This window comes from Mycoplasma anseris ATCC 49234, assembly GCF_000702805.1.
Taxonomy (GTDB): Bacteria; Bacillota_I; Bacilli_A; order Mycoplasmatales; family Metamycoplasmataceae; genus Metamycoplasma; species Metamycoplasma anseris.
In genome coordinates, this window is the sequence record NZ_JNJX01000014.1 from 1 (window position 1) to 18,737 (window position 18,737).

Here is an 18,737-nt window from a genome sequence, read left to right on the forward strand (position 1 = left end):
TAGCAACCATAACGAAGAGGATCCACCTGATTCCATTCCGAACTCAGCAGTTAAGCTCTTCAGTGCCGACGATACCTTCACGGGAAAATAGGTCGTTGCTTTTTTTTATATTTTTTTAAGGTAGAATTATATTATGAAGAAATCCTTTAGCCAATCAATTAAACAAGAAATTATCACTAAACCGAGAGTACAAAAAAATAGCAATATTGAGTTATTAAACGGAATTTTTGCCACTGCTTTTTTTATTGACGATTACTATTTATTAACCATAAATACCAAAGAAACTTTGGAATTCATTATTAATTTATTAAATAAATATAATTTAGTTTTTCAAATGCCAAGAAAAAATCAAGTTCTAATTCATTCAAAATATCTTAGTAAAGATATAAAAAAACAAGGAAATTATTTTGCTGGTGTTTTTCTAAGCGGTGGTTCAATTAGTGATGTACATTCAACAAGTTATCATTTAGAATTAAAGTTGTTTAATGAACAAAAAGCATTGGAAATAAGAGATATTTTAAATAAATATGATTTTAATTTTAAGTTAATGCAAAGAAATAATGCTTTCTTTTTATATATTAAAAAAGTAGAAGCTATTTGTGATTTTTTAAAAGCGATTGAAGCTTTAGAATCATATTTAGAATTTGAAGAAACCAAAATTGAAAGAGATTTTAAAAATAATATTAACCGCCTTACTAACTTTGATATTTATAATCAACAAAGAATTGCAAATTCTAATCAATTATTTTTAAATAATTGAAATAAAATTAAACAAACTCATCATGAAGATTTATTTTCAGAAAATGAATTATTGTTTTTTAATTTAAAAGAAGAAAATTTAGATTCTAGTTTAAATGAATTAGTTATATTATTAAATGAAAAACACAAGATTAAAAAAGCAAAATCTACATTAAATAATTATTTATTAAAATTGAGCCGGATTGTTAAAAAGATTAATCAATCCAAAACAAAGAAGAAATAATATTTTTAAAACAAAACAAGCAAAAAGGCTTGTTATTTTTTATTAGTTTTATTTATAAAATAAAAAATTAAATATTATAATTATTGAATTATATAAGGAGGACAAGAAATGTCAAAAATATTGATCATTAATGCTGGATCAAGCTCAATTAAATGAAGTTTATTTAATGAACAAATGGAAGTTGAAGCAAAAGGTGTTGCTCAACGGATTAAAATGGAATCAGGAATTTTATCTTTAGATTACAAAGGTATGAAAAAAGATTTTGAAATGCCCTTACCAACTTTTTTAGAAACAATTAAAAAATTAGTTAAACAATGAGAAGAATATGGAATTATTAAGAACTATGATGAAATTTCTCAAGTAGCATTTAGAGTAGTTAATGGTGGGCCTCATATGCAAAAGACTTGTGAAGTAACAGAAGAAAATATTAACCACTTAAAAGAAGCTATTGATTTAGCCCCGGTTCATAATCCTGGAGCAATCGAATCAATTTTAGCATTTAAAGAAATGTTACCAAATGCTAAAATGACAATGCATTTTGATACTTCATATCATGCTACTCTTCCAAAAGTAGCTTACACTTACCCAATTAACTATGAATTAACCCAATCTTTAAACATTAGAAAATATGGTTTTCATGGTTTAAACCATAACTTTATTGCCCAAAAATCACAAGAAATCTTTAACAAACAAAATGTTAATGTAGTAAGTTTACACATTGGAAATGGTGCTAGTTTATGCGCTATTCAAGATGGTAAATCAATTGATACCTCAATGGGATTTACTCCAATTGCTGGGGTTATGATGGGTACTAGAAGTGGGGATATTGATCCATCAATTATTCCTTATGTAATGAAACATACCAATAAATCAATTGATGAAGTAATGAAAATTTTAAATGAACAATCAGGTATTTTAGGAACAAGCTTAGTTTCATCAGATATTCGTGATATTCATGCAGCAAGAGAACAAGAAAATGAACAAGCTAAATTTGCTTTAGATCTATACTGCTTAAAAATCAGTGATTACTTAATTAAATACTTAAATCGGATTGAAGGACCAATTGACGGTATTATTTTTACAGCTGGTGTTGGCGAAAATGATGACTATGTAAGACAACAAGTTATTAAAAACATTCATTTAATTAAACTAACAATTGATGAAGAAGCAAACAAAAATAGAAAATTTGATGAATATAAATTAATTTCAGCAAAAGATAGTGCTTTGCCAATTTATGTAATTAAAGCACAAGAAGAATTATTTATTGCTAAAGAAGCAAAGGAATTTTTTAATAAATAATTTATAATGAAATTCATTTTTAAAAATAGGCATCATTGCTTATTTTTATATTAAGAAAGGAGGAAGAATGCTGAGAATTTTCCGTTTTATGAGTTTTAAATATAAAATACTAGCTTTTTTCAGTATTTTATTGACAATTTTTCAGGCTTTAGCGTTTTTGGTTGTACCAATGTTTATTTCCCAACTAATTACCTTCATGAGTCTTGATCAAGTAACACAATTTAAGATTCTAATTTGAACATTTAGTGTTGCTTCTACCAATGCTGGTGTCCAAACACTTGGAGCTTGTTTGGCAATTGCTATTTTAATTGGCACTTTAAGTGGGCTTACTTCTTCATATTTTGCTGCTCATGTTTCAACTGGAGGCGCAAGGGATATAAGGGATTATTTGTGAAGACATTTATCAACCTTGTCACAAAAAGATATTGAAACTCTTTCACATGCCAAAATTATGACAAGATTTACAATTGATATTAACCGGATTCAAATGGGGATTATTTCTTTTTTAAGAACAATGATTATTGGTCCTGCTAACTTAATTTTGGGTTTAACTTTCGCTTTGTTAACTGATTTAAAATTATCAATTTCTTTTGCGGTATTAATTCCTTTATTGAGCTTAACAATGATAATATCCGCAGCAATTATTGGACCAACTTTCAAAAAAGAACAAAAAGCCCATGATCAAATTAACAATGAATCACAAGAAAATATCTTAGGAGCAAAGGTTATTAAATCATACAATTTAGAAGCTAATCAAGCTATTAAATTTGAAGATGCTAACAAAAAATTAGGAAGTATTTCTAAAAGAGCATGATTATCATTTAACTCAACATTTAACATTGTAGCTTTAATTGCAAATTTAGTTGTTGTTATTATTTTTGGAGTGGGTGGTTCTACTTGAATTAATGGTGCTAAAAACCCATTTGAATATGCATCATTTATTGGGAATATCAATAGCTTTGTTCAATACACAATGATTGTTGTAAATGGTGTTGTCTTAACTACTTTTGTTTTATTTAACACTTATCGGGCAAATATTTCAGTTAAAAGAATTTTAGAAATAACTAATATTAAACCAGACATTCCATTTGTAAACTCAGATAAACAAGTTTCAAATGGGCATATTATTTTTAAAGACGTAAGTTTTAGTTATTATGATCAAGCAGATAAAAATATTATTGAAAACATTAATTTTGAAATAAAACCAGGTGAAACTTTGGGAATAATTGGACCTACAGGTTCTGGTAAATCGACAATAGTAAAATTACTAAGTTTAGACTATAAAATTAAACATGGTGAAATTTTAATTGATAACCACAATATACAGGAAATTGATACTAATTCTTTAAGAAATAACATTTCCCACGTATATCAAAATCCAACCATTTTAAGTGGAACAATTAAATCTAATTTATTATTTGCCAATCCAAAGGCAACTGATGAAGATGTTATTAATGCAACTAAGATTTCATGTGCTTATGAATATATTAACCGTTTTGGCAAAAAATATGAACACCAATTAGAACAAAAAGGAGCAAACCTTTCCGGTGGTCAAAAACAAAGACTTTCTATTGCTCAAGGGGTAATTAGAAAACCAAAAATTTTGATTTTGGATGATTCAACTAGTGCTTTAGATGCTAAAACTGAAGCGGTGGTAAGAAACAATATTAAAGAAGCATTTAAAGAAAACCAAATTACAACTATTATTGTGGCTCAAAAAATATCATCAATTATGGATGCAGATAAAATCATTGTTTTAAATCACGGCAAAATTGCTGATATGGGAAAACATGATGAGTTATTGCAAAGAAATGAACTATATCGGGAAATTGCTTTAACCCAAATGGGAGGTGGCAATGAATAATTTAGATCCTTTCAAAACTGATGTTAAACTAAAGAATTTACCCAAACAAGAAAGAAAACTTTTAAAGAAGAAATTTGCTGCCATTAAAAAAGATAGTCTAAAAAAAATGATTGGTTATATTAATTATCGAAGAGGAATTTTTGTTTCAATCATTTTATTAAACTTTATTGCTGCTTTATTATTGGCTTCTTCCACTTTTGCCTTAGGTTATATTACTGATAAATTTTTAGCATTGGATTATTTAAACAGTCCAGGAACTGTAATTGAAAAATTAGGACTTCCTTTAGGTTTATTGGCTTTATCTTATTTTTTACAGCAAGTAATCAATTTATTATCCAACAATTTAAGTGTTAAAGCCGGAATTATTGGGGCTCAAATTATGCGAACTCAAGCATACAAAGCAATTATGAAAATGCCAATTTCTTTCTTTGAAGCAAGCAATAGTGGTGAATTAATGTCAATTTTATCAAATGACATTGACAACGTTTTAAACGGTTTAGCAGGTTGCTTAAGTCCAATTTTTACTACTGGATTTGTTGTGGCAACCTCATTAACATTTATGCTTTATTATTCTCCTTATTTAACATTAATTACTTTAGTGTTTTTACCAATATTTTATGCCGTCATTGCTTTATTAATGCTAAAAGCTGTTCCGCATTTTCAAAAGCAACAAAACCGAATTGCATCTTTAAATGGCTATATTGAAGAACATTTAGCAGCTCTACATTTAATTAAGGCTTATAATCAAGTAGAAGAAATTCATAAGGAATTTAAAATTAAAAATACTAAGTTGTTTAAATCATCATTTAAAGCAAGTTTATATTCAGGTATTATTTATCCTTATGCCAATGCAATTACAATGATCTTACAAGCAATTGTTGGAATTATTGGGGCGGTCTTTACTTTAAAAGGGATTGATACTGGAACTGGCAATAAATTTACTTTTGGAATTCTAATTTCATTTTTAACTTACATAAGAATTATGACTAACCAAATCATAAGATTCTTTGAAAACATTGCTCAAATGCAAATGGCTTCAGTTTCAGCAAGTAGAGTTATTAGAATTATTAATTTAAAACCAGAAGTTGATCAATCAACTTTAGCTGAAATTGCTGAAGTTAAGGGTGATGTTGAATTTAAAAATGTTGATTTCTCTTATATCCCAAATAGTGATAAGTTACAATTAAGAAATGCCTCATTTAAGGCTAAAAGAGGACAAGTGTTTGCTATTGTTGGTCCAACTGGAGCAGGCAAAACCACCATTATTAATTTATTAACTAAATTCTATTTACCAAATGCTGGAGAAGTCTTAATTGATAATCGCAAATCAACAGAAATCAATGAAGCTAGTTGAAGAAACCAAATTTCAATTGTTTTACAAGACACATTCTTATTTAAAACCACCATTATGGAAAATTTAAGATATGCTAATTTAGAAGCTAGCGATGAAGAAATAAAAACAGCGGCCAAATTATCAAAAGCCGATGACTTTATTAGATTATTAGAACATGGCTATGATGAAATTGTTGAAGAAGGTGGAGCAAACTTTTCTCAAGGTGAAAGACAATTACTAGCCATTACTAGAGCTATTATTGCTAATAAAAACATTTTAATTTTAGATGAAGCAACTTCAAACGTTGATACAAGAACTGAAAGGAATATTCAAGAAGCAATGTTGAATTTAATGAAGGGAAAAACTTCATTTGTTATTGCTCACCGTCTTTCAACTATTGTAAATGCTGATCAAATTTTAGTTATTAAAGATGGTCAAATTATTGAACAAGGAAATCATAAAGAATTACTTGCTTTAAAAGGTTTTTATGAAAAACTATATCATTCAGCATTTGATGAAGATGCCTAATCATTATCAAAAAGCACAAACAAAAAAGTTGGTTTTTAAAAACCAACTTTTAAATTTGTCTATTTATAAAAACTGTGTAATCACAATTCGATAAAATTATATCACTTTTTTGCAAAAACGAAAATTTAATTTAACCAAAAACAAAAATAAAAGACATTTCTTAGAAACTTAGGGTTAAATAGCCTTTATAATATACTTAGAATGTTAAAAATAGCTAAATAAAAGAAAAAAACGAAAAAGAGATCCAAAATAATTTCAGGTTGAATTGATGTTTAATAACAGTTATTTCTTTACTAATTATTACAAGTAAATGTGGCAAACCAAAACAACAAAAAATTAAGGTTGCTCCTAAAGAAGAATTTGAAGATCTAAGACCAAAATTAAAAAAACTTGAAAATAGTGTCCTTCAGATAAAAACGCACTTGAATTAAAAATGAATAGATAATTAATTGAATTAAGTGGATATGATGAAAACACGTTTAAAGCTCTGACTTCATATTTTGTTCTTATTATTGATTCAAATTTTATTAATAAATTTATTAAAAGTTGATAAATTTGCTAGCTTTTTAAAAGAAATATAAAATCAAAAATTTTAATAAAAAACCTAGAAATTGAATAAGCTAGGTTTTTTGGTGACTTTTTAGTTAATTTGCTTCTTTTTCTTGCATGTATTCAATTGCTTTTTCAATATGAGGAAGCATTTTAGTTTGAATATAAATAATAGTATCTTCTTCTAGGAATTTCTTGTTTGCAAATGGTAATTCCTTTTCCAAAGCACGCATGGCATCAAGTGTTTTAAAATACATTTTGCCACCATCTTTTTTAAGTATAAAATCCAATTCATTTTTAGCTAATTCCTCATTACAATACATAAACATTGCTAATGGTAAACTTTTTTGTTGATTAAATAAGATTAAGCTAAAATTCATATCATCATTTTTTAAAAATTTAATTAGGTTTTTTAATAAAGAGATTTTTAATAAACTAAATTCATAATTACGTGATTCATCTCCATAACTTCAATTAGGTTTGTTTTTTACAAAACTATCAAAAACATTGTTTGGGCTAATAAAAAATTCATTATTACGAACATATAAAGTTTGATAGTCTTGTTGTTGATCATATTGGCTCAATTTAAACAATTTGGCAACACTTTGTTCATCAAAATGTTGAACTTTTGAAGTTTTAATATAAATGGTAAATTCAACAGATCTCATTAAAATTAAAATATCATAATCTTCTTGATCATAAAGGTTGGTTAATAATCTAGTACAAAGCATAATTCTCCTTATAAAAAAACCACAAGACATGACACTACTCGATATGGCTGCTATATCTCTATCCTGACCAGGTTACAAGGTTGTCATTCCTATGGCATTTATTATTATATACAAAATTAATGAATATTATATAATTTAATTAGTTATTAGGAGAAAAAATGACAGACGAAAAAATTTATGTTTTTAGTTATGGAACTATTCAAGATCCCCAATTTTATGAACCATTATTTGGCAAAGAGGTAAAAAAATACCCAGCTTCTTTAAATGGTTTTATTAAATGCAAAGATCAAACTAATTATTTTTTATTAAAAAAAGATACTTATGGTGTAGTGGATGGAACAGTTTTTGAAATTACCAAAGATCAATTATTTTTGATTGATCGTTGAGAAATGTTTCCGCAATATGGGCGTTTTTTTGCCAATGTCTTTTTAAAAGACAAAAATGAAATTTTAGAAAATGTTTATGTATATTCAAAATTAGAAGTAGGAAAATGAGAAAAAGTTACTGATAGTCAAGTCTTTTCAAGTGATCCAAAAGCTAATCAAGAAAATTTATCAGCTTTTGTTGAACTAGAAAAACAAATTGCTGATTTACCTTTATATGACTTCTTATTTCTATATAAATCTGATAAGAAAACCAACGAAATGATTAAGCAATTAACCCATCCTTATGCTGCTTTATTTATTAATTGAACTACTAAGAATAATGAAAAATATTCTTTAACTTCACACGGAATTTTTATTGAATTAGAATATGAAAATGAATATTATGTTGGATATTTAATGTTTGGCCGCAAAGAACCAAATAATGCTATTCATTATTCAATGATGTTTAATCATGAATTAAATGAACTTCAACATATTGATATTGGTTATAAATATTTAGTTCAGCCATTTGATTTAGCAATTTTTAATAAACAAAAACCAGCTTTCTTTTTATCAGCAAGAGAAGATCAAAATCTTGAAGAAAAATTCAAATTGGGAATTTATGAAAATTGTTTAGAACTAATTTGTCAAGATTTCGATCTTGATCCATGAAAACGTTTAAATCTTATGTTGGACGCTTTCTTTAAACACAAAAAGGATATTGAAACAACTAATGATTAAAAATAAAAAAGAATTTATCAAAAATATCCCAGAAAAACCTGGAGTATATTTTTGATTAAATAAAAATGATGAAATTATTTATATTGGAAAAGCAATTAATTTAAAAAATCGGATTTCCCAATATGTTTTTGAAAAAGCTAATAATTCATTTAAAACCAAAGAAATGCTTCAACAAATTGCAGATGTTAAATATGAAATATGTGCCAGTGATGCTGAAGCATTTATTCGTGAAAGATTTTTAATTAATCAATATAAGCCAAAATATAATGTCCTTTTTCCAATTCAAGCAAATTTTCCTTATTTAAGCGTTAGTTATAAGCCAAATAAAGGTTTGCAAATTAAAATTGTTTCTAATTATCAAAATAAACCTCATTCAGCTTTTTTTGGCCCTTTAGTAAGTAATGTTTCGCATAATGAATTAATTACTTATTTACGAAGAAAACTATTATTAGATGATCGAGGTGAAATTATTGTTAATAAAGAACCTGCGTTTTGAAAAAGTAAAGTTAAAGAAGCTAAAAAAATTTTTCATTTTTCTAAAAGTTTTATTAAGGAATTAGAAAAAGAAGAATTAAAAGCTTCAAATAATCTTAACTTTGAATATGCCCGTTTTTTAAACAATATTTTAAAATTTATTGCCTATAATAAAAATGAACAAACCAATATCGAAATTAAACAACCACTTGATATTTTGGCAATTAAGCAAATCAAATACGAAAATCGCCATTTTGCAATTTGTTTTATACGTTTTTATTTAGATAATATTTATAGCAATGACTTTTTTCAAATTACTGAATTAACTGAGGAATTTGAAATAAAAGAATTTGTTTTCACTTTTTTAAACCAAATTTATGAAAAAAACCGTAAACCAGATTTATTATTGGTGAATAGTGAATTTCAGAATTTGAAAATCTATTTAGAAAGTTTAATTAAAAATGTTGAATTTTATACTGATCATCATAAATATTATGATTTAGCTTTTAATTTAGAAACAAAAGCTGATTTCACCTTAAAAAACGATGTTAATGATTTTTATAAAAAACAAATAAAAGTTAAACAAGAAAAATTTTTAAAAAATCAAATTATTTTAAATGATTTAAGAAAACATTTAAAGATAGCAAAATTTAAAAACTTTGTTATTTTTGATAATTCTTTTTTTAACAATACTAATTCAGCTGTTAGCAAAGCAGATGTATATTTAGATTTAGAATTAAGCAAAACTCATTCAAGACATTTTAATTTAAATGCCAATTTAAATAGTGATGTTTTTTATATCGAAGAAGCTTTAAAGAAATTTGTGTTGTCTATTAATGAAGGATTTCCCTATTTAGATGCCATTTTTGTTGATGGTTCAATCACTCAAATTGCTTATGCTAAAAAAGCATTAGCTAATTCTAAATTAAGAAATTTGCCAATTTTTGGACTAATTAAAAATAATAAACATGAATTTGAAACAATAATTAATGACAAAAATCAGGAAATTATTTTTGATTATTCTGCTACTACATGTTTTTTAAGCAAGATTCAAAGTTTAGTAGATCGTCATGCTAAAAATAAATATCATCAAAGAATGAAGAAAATTGAATTTCAAAATGAGTTTTTATACATTAAAGGAATTGGAGAAATTAAGGCTAAAAAGTTATTTCAAAAATACATCACTTATGAAGAAGCTTTAAAGGATAATGACACTAATTTAATGAAGATTTTAAATTCCAAAACTGTCTTAAATAACTTTCGGAATAAAATAAGAAAAAATGATAATTAATTATATTTTGTGCTAAAATAATTAGTGCAGTGGTCGTGTAGCTCAGAGGATAGAGTACGTGCCTTCTAAGCATGTGGTCGCAGGTTCGATTCCTGCCACGATCGCCATTTTTTTTATTTCCTTTTTAATTAGTAAAAAATTAGGAAATAAAATATATACAAATTCAAAAAATTGTATATAATTAATTTGCAACAAAATTGCGAATGTAGTTTAATGGTAGAACTTTAGCCTTCCAAGCTAACTACGAGGGTTCGATTCCCTTCATTCGCACCATGCGGACGTAGTTCAATGGTAGAACATCAGGTTGCCAATCTGATTACGAGGGTCCGATTCCCTTCGTCCGCACCATATATAAATTAGTTTTATACCTTATTTATATTGATATAACTAAGAATTAAATCTTTCTGGCGCGGTTGATTTTAACCGCGTTTTATTTATTGCAAATGCATTTTTCTTACTATGTTTTAAACTTTGAAAAAAATAATAAAAAAGTATTATAATAATAAGGTATTTTCACCATGTTGCCACCATAGCCAAACGGCCAAGGCATGGGTCTGCAACACCCTGATTACCAGTTCGAATCTGGTTGGTGGCTCCAAAAATGCGCCCGTAGCTCAATTGGACAGAGTGCTTGGTTACGGCCCAAGAGGTTGCGGGTTCGACTCCTGCCGGGCGCGCCATATCAAGAAATTGTCCATAAAGCCTTAATGGCTTTTTTATTTTATAAAAAAATTAATCAATAAATTTAGCAAATTAATCTTTTAAGTGCTAAAAGAGTGCTAAAAGTGATAAAATTTAATTATTTAAAGAGGTATTTATGAATTCAATGCTAAAAGATAAAGAAAATCATATATTTAAATTAATTGTTGATTATTATGTAGAAACCGGCGAACCTGTTGGATCAAAAAATTTAGTTTCTAGATATAAATTAAATTGTAGTTCAGCCACTATAAGAAATATTATGGCTAGATTAGAACAATTAAATTTCTTAGAAAAATATCATTCATCAGGTGGAAGAGTGCCTTCTACAATTGGTTTAGAATATTATGCTAAATATTTAGTTTATAATCCCCAAAGATATTTCAATGAAAAATTAGAAGATTTATTAGCAAAAAGAAGAATTAAAATTGATGCAACCTTAGAAGAAGCTGCTTCAATTGTTTCTGAAATGGCCGGTGTTACAGTTATTGCTACTTCAAATAATGGTTCAGAAACTTTAAAAAGTATTCAATTAACAACATTAAGTGATAAATCAGCAATTGTTGTTATTGTAACTAGCACCGGAAAAGTAGAATCTAAAATTTTTAATTTCGAAAACGAAGACATAGAATTAGATGACCTAAAAGTTGCTATTCGTTTATTTAAAGAAAGATTGTTGGATACACCATTAATTGAATTAAGCAAAAAAGCCTTAGCCTTAATGCCAATTTTTAGTAAACAAGTAAAGAATTATGAAATCATTTTACAAAAATTTATAAAAAGTGTTTTTGTTTTTGAAGAAGAGACCAAAACAAAAACATTTAATAAAGGAGCAATCATTTTATCAAGAAGTATTAGCAGAGAAGAAATTGCTAAAGTGTTAGATTTAATTGAAAATCATTCAGTTTGAGAAACCATTGAAAATAATTTGGATGAAGATAATAATATTAAATTGGATGTTTCTCGTCCTAATTTAAGTATTATAAGTAAAAGAATTAATTTTGCCAATGACAAAAATATTAAGGAATTAAGTATTGTGGGCCCTTCAAATATCAATTTTGAAGAATCATTCGAGGCAATTAATATTTTAGAAAAAATCATTAAGGAGAAATAATGAAAAAGTTAAATAATTTTGATTATGTTGAATTTCAAATAACAAGAATCGAAAATCAGCAAATTAGTTATCCCTTTTCTAAAGCAATTATTAAAGGTCATTTAAATATTGATTTAAAACCAGTTTTAAATGAAATGCTTTTATCTAAGGAATATGATGAAAAGACCAATCTTTTGGTGATTGAAAAAAAAGAAGAAAAAAAGAAGATTAAATATGAAATTAAATTAATTAAGCATACAGAACCAAAACCAGTTATTAAAAAATTATTAAATCAAATTGTTGTTTTAGAAAAACAAAATCATTCACTAGAAGAGCAAAATTCAAATCTTCTTAACCAAAATCAGAAACAAAAAGATGAATATTTAGCTATGCAAAATGATTTTAAAAATCAAATTGAGATTTTACAAAATAAAGCACAGCAAACCATTAATGATCATAAACAAAAAAATAGTGAGCACTTCGATGAACAACTAAAAAAAGCCAAAGAATATGCCTTACAAAAATTTTTAGAAGAAATTTTAAATCCTTTAAATAATATCGAAATTGCAATTAAGGCAGCTTTAAACATGGATAATCCAGCAGTTAAAAATTTTGCCATCGGATTTAACATGCTTTATCAACAAATTGATCAGATTTTAAATGATTTTCAAGTTTCAAAAATCATTCCTAAAGAAGGTGATGTTTTTGATCCAAATATTCATCAAGTATATGAGTTGGTGGAATCTGATTTAGCAAAAGATATTATCATCCAAGTAAAAAATATTGGTTATAAATTACATGATCGTGTTATTAAGCCAGCTTTAGTTATTGTGTCAAAATAAGCAAAATAAAAAAACTCATCTAGGTGAGTTTTTTTAATTATTTGGCATTCTTCATTGAACGCATAACTTGTTTAATTTGGTTTTCTGAAGCTTTTCTTCCCATTTGTTGGAACATAACTCTAATCATTTGTTCAGTCACTGGTGGGTTTTCTTTTAATTGCTTTTCAAATTTCTTTTTACTGAAGAATAAACCTCCAATAAATCCTCCGATTGCTCCTAAAATAGGAAGCAATACACACAATAAAATTCCTCATCATTCCATTATTTCTTTCCTCCAAATTTCTTAATAAGAATTCATATAATAAATGGTAAAACCAATAATACTAAAACACTAATAAAGAATACTTTTGCTCAAAAACGATGAGCTTTAGATTTGTCTTCTTGTAAACTATTGTAGTCTAGTGATTCGTTTCCGAAGAATGATTGAATATCAACCATTCTTTTTTTTCTTATAATTGTATTAATAACAAATAATACTAAAACCAAAGACATTATACCACAAAGTATGTATACAACCGTATTAGGGTTTGGAAATGATTTATGAATTCAAGTTTTTCAATCTAATTCTCCCCATTTTTGGTTTTGTAAAGCTCAAAGAATAACAGTAAATAATCCCACATAAAATAAAATTGCTACTACTAACCAAGTTTTTCTTACTTGTTTCATCATTAATTTACGATATAGCAAGGAAATAAAAGGGGGTGTAGATACTGCTCCAGCTTTAATTGAATCTCGATACATGACAATGCTCTTTTTTATCCCTAAATATTCAATTAAATCTAAGACAAATAAAGTAAGTGATAGTCCCATAGATCCAACTGGAACAATGAATCAAGTTCAAGGAGCAATATTATTTTCTAATTTAAATCAAGTAGCTTTTAACCCAAATAACAAAGCAATGATTAATGCTCCCATAAAGATAAATGTTTCAACAAAAGCCATAAAAACTTTAATGGATTTTTCTAAACTAAAGACTTTATAAATTCCATTAGGAATGATGCCTTCAGGGTCTTTTAATTTAATGTTTTGAGAAGATAAGGCTTGTGTTTCAATGGTTTCAGATAAAATCGCATTGTTTAAAAGCATTTCAGAAATTGAGTGTGTTTTAGTACTTGAGTTATTTCCTGAAAAAAGCGGTTTAATCCCCATATCTTACTCCTTTTTAGATGTATCGGTTTTTAAAATTGCTAAAAACGCTTCTTGAGGAACCTCTACAGTTCCAATTGATTTCATTCGTTTTTTACCTAGTTTTTGTTTTTTTAGCAATTTTTGTCTACGAGTAACATCCCCTCCATACAATTTGGCTGTAACATCTTTACGATAAGCTTTTACAGTCTCTCTTGCTATAATTTTAGCACCAATTGCGGCTTGAACAGGAATTTCAAAGTTTTGCCTTGGGATAACTTCTTTTAATTTTTCAGTTAATTCACGACTTTTTATGTACGCACTATCGCGGTGAGTTATCATTGCTAAGGCATCTATTTTTTCCCCGTTTAATAAAATGTCAACTTTCACTAAATCACTTTCTTTCAAACCAATAAAATCATATTCAAAAGAAGCATAACCCTTAGAATAAGATTTCATTAAATCAAAGAAATCAAAGATTGTTTCATTTAAAGGTAAATCATAAATTAGTTTGCGGCGATTAGCATCAATATATTCAATCTCAACGTATTTACCTCTTTTTAATTGACAAAGTTCCATTATTGCTCCAAGATATTCATCCGGCAATAAAATTGAAGCACGAATATATGGTTCTTCAATCATTTTAATTGTGCTACGGTCAGGAAATAATGAAGGGTTAGTAATATATTGAACATCTCCATTTGTTAAAGTAATAACAAATTCAACAGAAGGGGCTGTAGCAATAATATCTAAATTAAACTCCCTCTCTAATCTTTCTTGAAGTACATCCATATGTAAAAGCCCAAGAAAACCAATTCTAAATCCAAACCCTAAAGCCTTAGAAGTTTCTGGTTCTCAAACTATTGATGAATCAGATAGACTAATTTTTTCTAAAGCATCTTTTAAATCATTATAATCTCTGGTATCCACTGGATAGAATCCAGTATATACAACAGGTTTCATTTTTTTATATCCTGGTAAAGGAAAAGCAACCGGATTATTTACTAAAGTAATAGTATCTCCAACGCTGACATCTTTTACATCTCTAATTGAAGCAACAATTCAACCAACTTCACCAGCTTTTAAAGATTCTCTTTTTTCTTCAGTTGGATTTTTTACTCCTAATTCAGTTACAAAATACTTTTTCTTATTTTGCATAAATAGGATTTCATCTCCTACTTTTACTTCGCCATTAAAAACTCTAGTTAAAACCACAACCCCACGATAATTATCAAAATAACTATCAAATATCAAGGCTTCTAAAGGTTTTGTTTCATCAGCTTCTTTTGGAGCAGGAATTTTATTTATAATTGCTTCAATTACTTTATCAATATTTAAACCAGTTTTAGCTGAAATTTCAATTGCTTCACTAGCATCAATACCAATAATTGCTTCAATTTCGTCTTTCACTCTTTGGGGATCAGCACTTGGCAAATCACATTTATTAATAATTGGAACTATTTCTAAGTCATGTTCCATTGCTAAATAGACATTAGCTAAGGTTTGAGCTTGAATTCCCTGGGTAGCATCAACCAACAATAAAGCACCTTCACAAGCAGCTAAACTACGAGAAACTTCATAAGTAAAATCCACATGCCCAGGCGTATCAATCAAATGAAAAATATAGTCTTTATATTTAATTTGAATGGCATTTAACTTAATTGTAATTCCTCTTTCTTGTTCTAGATCCATTGTATCTAGAATTTGTGGTCTACTTTCTCTCATTGAAATAGTTTCAGTAAATTCTAAAATCCGATCAGCTAATGTACTTTTTCCGTGATCGATGTGAGCAATAATTGCGAAATTTCTTATCTTTGGGTTTGTCATATCTTAAAAATTATATTTAATTAATTGCTATTTTTTAAAAATTTATAATTCGCCCTACAAAAATAAAGAAATATGGTAAAATTTTTTCATGCTAAAAAAGCATGTTAATTTATTAAATTAAAATCAATTAATAAATCAAACACTATTATGGATTCAATTGCCAGTGTCAATATGATGCAAATTGTTCGAAGTAATAGGAAGTATAACAAATTAAAAAAAGGAAATAAAATGACTGAAAAAGAAACAAAAAAAGTAGAAGTTGAAAAAACTTCACAAGAACCAGAAATTATTTCAAGAGAAAAATTATTAGAAGCCGGAACTTATTTTGGACACAGAGTTAGCCAATGAAATCCAAAAATGAAAAAATACATTTGAGGAAAAAGAATGGGTATCCACATTCTAGACATTGCTTCAACTCAAAGATCATTAGAATACTCATATAAATTATTAAACAAAATGGCACAAAAACAAGTTTCATTTATATGAGTAGGAACAAAAAAACAAGCTAAAAAAGCAATTGAAGCAGCAGCCAATAGAACTAACTCAGTATACGTATCAGAACGTTGATTAGGTGGAACATTAACCAATTCACAAACCATTTTTAGATCAGTAAAAGAACTAGAAAGATTAGAAGAATTACAAAAAAATGGATACGCAGGCTACACCAAAAAAGAAGGTTTACTATTTGATAAGAAAATTGCTAAGTTACAAAAGAACTTAGGTGGTATTAGACCATTAGCAGGAAAAGTAAATCCTCCACAAGTTATGATTTGTGCTTCACCATTAGAAGATGAAATTGCTTTATTAGAAGCTAAGAAAAAAGGAATTAAAATCATTGGTATCCAAGATTCAAATTCAAATCCAGATTTAGTAGATATCATTATTCCAGCAAATGATGATTCAGTTAAATCAATTACTTTAATTACAACTATTTTAGCTGATGCAATTTGTGCAGCAAGAGGCGAAAAACAATTATACGCATACAAATCAAATGACGAAATTGTTTTACCAGAAGAACCAAAAAAAGAATCACAACCAACTAAAAAACAACCACAAAGATTTGTTAAAAAAGAAACAACCGAAACTGAATAATTAAGAAAAGGAATTATTATGGCAGTAGATTTAAGTAAAATTAAAGAATTAAGAGAAAGAACAAATTCAGGTTTTTTAGATTGTAAAAACGCTTTAGAAGCAAATGACAATGATATTGAAGCTTCTATTAAATGATTGCAAGAAAAAGGTATTATTAAGGCAGCTAAAAAAGCTTCAAGAATCGCTGCTGAAGGTATTACTAGTGCTTATGTAAAAGGTAATGTTGCAGTTTTATTTGAATTAAACTCAGAAACAGACTTTGTTGCCAAAAACCAATTATTTGTTGAATTTGCAGAAAAAGTTCAAGAAGCTTTAGTTGCTTCAGAATTCAATACTATCGAAGAAGTTAATGCTATTAAAATTGGTGATTTAACTATTGAAGAACACTGTGCTGATTTAACTGCAAAAATTGGTGAAAAAATTACCTTAAGAAGAGCATTAAAATATGTTGCTAAAGATGGAGAATCAGTTGCTGGATATACTCATGCTAATAACAGAATCTCAGTTATTGCTTTAGCAAAAGGAACCAAAGCTGAAGAATTAAGACACTTAGCAATGCATATTGCTGCCTTAAACCCAGCTCACTTATTCGAAAGCTCAATTCCTGCTGAAGAATTAGCAAAAATTAATGAAGCTATCGATGCAAACCCAGTTTTAGCTAACAAGCCAGATAAAATTAAAGAATCAATTAAAGCTGGTATGTTAAGAAAAGAATTCAATGAACGTGGTGTTTTAATGTATCAAAACTTTGTTATGGATGAAGCTTTAACTATTGCTAAATTCTTAGAAAACCAAGGTTTAGAATTAATTGATGCAAAACGTTATGAATTAGGTGAAGGTATTGAAAAGAAAACCGTTGATTTTGCTGCTGAAGTAGCAGAACAAATGAACCAAAAATAATTTAAAAGGAGGAAGTAATTCCTCTTTTTTATTTAACTTACTTTTAATAACTAAAATGAAATAAAAATTCCTAAAAAAAACTTTAGGAATTTTTGATTATTTATTTTTTGAAATCAAATAATTTTTGTCGTCAATATTCATATTGCTTTTGTCTTTGTTCAATTTCTTTGGGTAGTAGTCCGTTAGTATTTTCAATTAATTCTTGAAACTGATCAAGAGTTTTTACAATATTTTGTTGAATTCTTAAAGAAGGAATAGGAATTTTTATTTCATTTAAAAGATTTCTTGAAATACTTGGAATTCCAGCACCAACTTTATTTTCTTGAAAATTTTCCTGATTCATTTTAAGAAAATGAAATATGTATCTATTTATGATTGGATTAGAGTTATTCTTAATTTTTATTTTGTAAGCATGTGCTCCTAGTCAAAATTTTTCTGTTATAAAATTAACAAATCCCGCAGAAGCTCCACCTTGAGATACGGTTATAGTATTTTCTTCACAATTCCAATTATTTGTAAGTCCAGAAGCTAAAACTCCTCCATTAATAACTGGGTATTTTCCATCTATTATCATTTTATTTTTATTTAGTTGGTCACCTGTTTTAATTTCACAAATTTCTCCAAGTTTTTTATATTCTAAGCCAAAAGAAAGCTGTAGACCAAGGATATGCATTGCTTCTTGAAGAATCAAGAAAAAGTCATTACTTACCTCTCTCTCTCTCTCTCTCTCTCTTCCTATATTATTTTCATTACCAAATGAAAGTAGTTTTTCCCGATAATATTCATATTGCTTTTGTCTTTGTTCAATTTCTTTTGGCAAAAGCCCTTTAGTATCTTCAACTAATTCTGAAAACTTATCAAGAATTTTAACAATTTGATTTTGGATATTTAATGAAGGAATTGGAATTTCAATATTGTCTATATTCTTATTGCTTAAATTCGGTGGTGCCCCACTTCCTTTAGCTAATAAATAAATATTATTTTGATTCATTAATAAATAGT

General features: G+C 27.4%; 15 protein-coding genes, 5 tRNA genes, 1 rRNA gene and 1 other RNA gene. 16 read left to right on the forward strand and 6 right to left on the reverse strand.

All coding sequences use genetic code 4. The annotated features are described in order from the left end of the window. The first annotated feature begins 1 nt into the window (after position 1). The 5 genes from rrf to T401_RS0103050 all read left to right on the forward strand — a co-directional run bounded on the left by rrf (position 2) and on the right by T401_RS0103050 (position 6,006). Positions 2–104, forward strand: a 5S ribosomal RNA gene (rrf, locus tag T401_RS0103030). 29 nt (positions 105–133) lie between these two features. Further along, positions 134–982, forward strand: coding sequence for a DNA-binding protein WhiA (gene whiA, locus T401_RS07225; RefSeq protein WP_033179022.1), 849 nt, complete (start codon positions 134–136; stop codon positions 980–982). A 108-nt stretch (positions 983–1,090) separates the two neighbouring features. Then, a complete protein-coding gene (locus T401_RS0103040; protein WP_033179023.1) occupies positions 1,091–2,281 on the forward strand; it encodes an acetate/propionate family kinase in 1,191 nt (396 codons plus the stop codon). Between the two features lie 67 nt (positions 2,282–2,348). Then, complete coding sequence (locus T401_RS07230) at positions 2,349–4,145, forward strand: ABC transporter ATP-binding protein (RefSeq protein ID WP_033179024.1); 1,797 nt, start codon at positions 2,349–2,351, stop codon at positions 4,143–4,145. Then, positions 4,138–6,006: an ABC transporter ATP-binding protein gene (locus T401_RS0103050; protein ID WP_033179025.1), complete on the forward strand. Its 1,869-nt coding sequence runs from the start codon at positions 4,138–4,140 to the stop codon at positions 6,004–6,006. The genes T401_RS07230 and T401_RS0103050 overlap by 8 nt, the downstream gene beginning before the upstream one ends. Before the next feature lie 644 nt (positions 6,007–6,650). Here T401_RS0103050 and T401_RS07235 read toward each other — a convergent pair. Both T401_RS07235 and ffs read right to left on the reverse strand, forming a co-directional pair. Continuing rightward, the gene (locus T401_RS07235; RefSeq protein ID WP_033179026.1) at positions 6,651–7,286 is read right to left on the reverse strand and encodes a hypothetical protein; all 636 of its coding nucleotides are present in this window, start codon (positions 7,284–7,286) and stop codon (positions 6,651–6,653) included. Between the two features lie 6 nt (positions 7,287–7,292). Next, positions 7,293–7,389: signal recognition particle sRNA small type (gene ffs / locus T401_RS03430), an RNA gene on the reverse strand. 55 nt (positions 7,390–7,444) lie between these two features. Between ffs and T401_RS0103060 the strand changes: the two genes are divergently transcribed. The 9 genes from T401_RS0103060 to T401_RS0103100 all read left to right on the forward strand — a co-directional run bounded on the left by T401_RS0103060 (position 7,445) and on the right by T401_RS0103100 (position 12,791). Then, positions 7,445–8,392, forward strand: coding sequence for a gamma-glutamylcyclotransferase family protein (locus tag T401_RS0103060; protein WP_033179027.1), 948 nt, complete (start codon positions 7,445–7,447; stop codon positions 8,390–8,392). Beyond that, positions 8,385–10,157 (forward strand): GIY-YIG nuclease family protein, encoded by a 1,773-nt coding sequence (locus tag T401_RS07240; protein ID WP_033179028.1) that lies wholly within the window; start codon positions 8,385–8,387, stop codon positions 10,155–10,157. Before T401_RS0103060 ends, T401_RS07240 begins: the two co-directional genes overlap by 8 nt. Before the next feature lie 31 nt (positions 10,158–10,188). Beyond that, positions 10,189–10,264: transfer RNA gene (locus T401_RS0103070), tRNA-Arg, on the forward strand. Positions 10,265–10,356: 92 nt separating this feature from the next. After that, positions 10,357–10,430, forward strand: a tRNA-Gly gene (locus T401_RS0103075). A gap of 1 nt (position 10,431) precedes the next feature. Continuing rightward, positions 10,432–10,505: transfer RNA gene (locus T401_RS0103080), tRNA-Gly, on the forward strand. 175 nt (positions 10,506–10,680) lie between these two features. After that, positions 10,681–10,755, forward strand: a tRNA-Cys gene (locus tag T401_RS0103085). A gap of 5 nt (positions 10,756–10,760) precedes the next feature. After that, a tRNA-Arg gene (locus T401_RS0103090) sits at positions 10,761–10,837 on the forward strand. Positions 10,838–10,974: 137 nt separating this feature from the next. Next, complete coding sequence (gene hrcA, locus T401_RS07245; RefSeq protein WP_033179029.1) at positions 10,975–11,970, forward strand: heat-inducible transcriptional repressor HrcA; 996 nt, start codon at positions 10,975–10,977, stop codon at positions 11,968–11,970. Continuing rightward, positions 11,970–12,791: a nucleotide exchange factor GrpE gene (locus tag T401_RS0103100; protein ID WP_033179030.1), complete on the forward strand. Its 822-nt coding sequence runs from the start codon at positions 11,970–11,972 to the stop codon at positions 12,789–12,791. The genes hrcA and T401_RS0103100 overlap by 1 nt, the downstream gene beginning before the upstream one ends. A 37-nt stretch (positions 12,792–12,828) precedes the next feature. Here T401_RS0103100 and T401_RS0103105 read toward each other — a convergent pair whose 3' ends face one another. Genes T401_RS0103105 through lepA form a run of 3 tightly spaced genes read right to left on the reverse strand, consistent with a single transcriptional unit; the run spans position 12,829 to position 15,743 of the window. Further along, positions 12,829–13,053, reverse strand: coding sequence for a YneF family protein (locus T401_RS0103105; RefSeq protein WP_033179031.1), 225 nt, complete (start codon positions 13,051–13,053; stop codon positions 12,829–12,831). Next, complete coding sequence (locus T401_RS07250) at positions 13,053–13,940, reverse strand: MSC_0882 family membrane protein (protein ID WP_033179032.1); 888 nt, start codon at positions 13,938–13,940, stop codon at positions 13,053–13,055. Before T401_RS07250 ends, T401_RS0103105 begins: the two co-directional genes overlap by 1 nt. A 3-nt stretch (positions 13,941–13,943) precedes the next feature. Beyond that, on the reverse strand, positions 13,944–15,743 hold the full coding sequence (gene lepA / locus T401_RS0103115; protein ID WP_033179033.1) for a translation elongation factor 4: 1,800 nt from the start codon (positions 15,741–15,743) through the stop codon (positions 13,944–13,946). Between the two features lie 228 nt (positions 15,744–15,971). On the opposite strand from lepA, the gene rpsB reads away from it, so the two are divergent. After that, entirely contained in the window at positions 15,972–16,835 is an 864-nt protein-coding gene (gene rpsB, locus T401_RS0103120; RefSeq protein ID WP_036430538.1) for a 30S ribosomal protein S2, read from the forward strand. An 18-nt stretch (positions 16,836–16,853) separates the two neighbouring features. Further along, a complete protein-coding gene (gene tsf / locus T401_RS0103125) occupies positions 16,854–17,735 on the forward strand; it encodes a translation elongation factor Ts (RefSeq protein ID WP_033179034.1) in 882 nt (293 codons plus the stop codon). 100 nt (positions 17,736–17,835) lie between these two features. On the opposite strand, the gene T401_RS0103130 is transcribed toward tsf, so the two are convergent. Beyond that, the coding region (locus T401_RS0103130; protein WP_033179036.1) for a restriction endonuclease subunit S at positions 17,836–18,737 on the reverse strand (902 nt) is incomplete at its 5' end.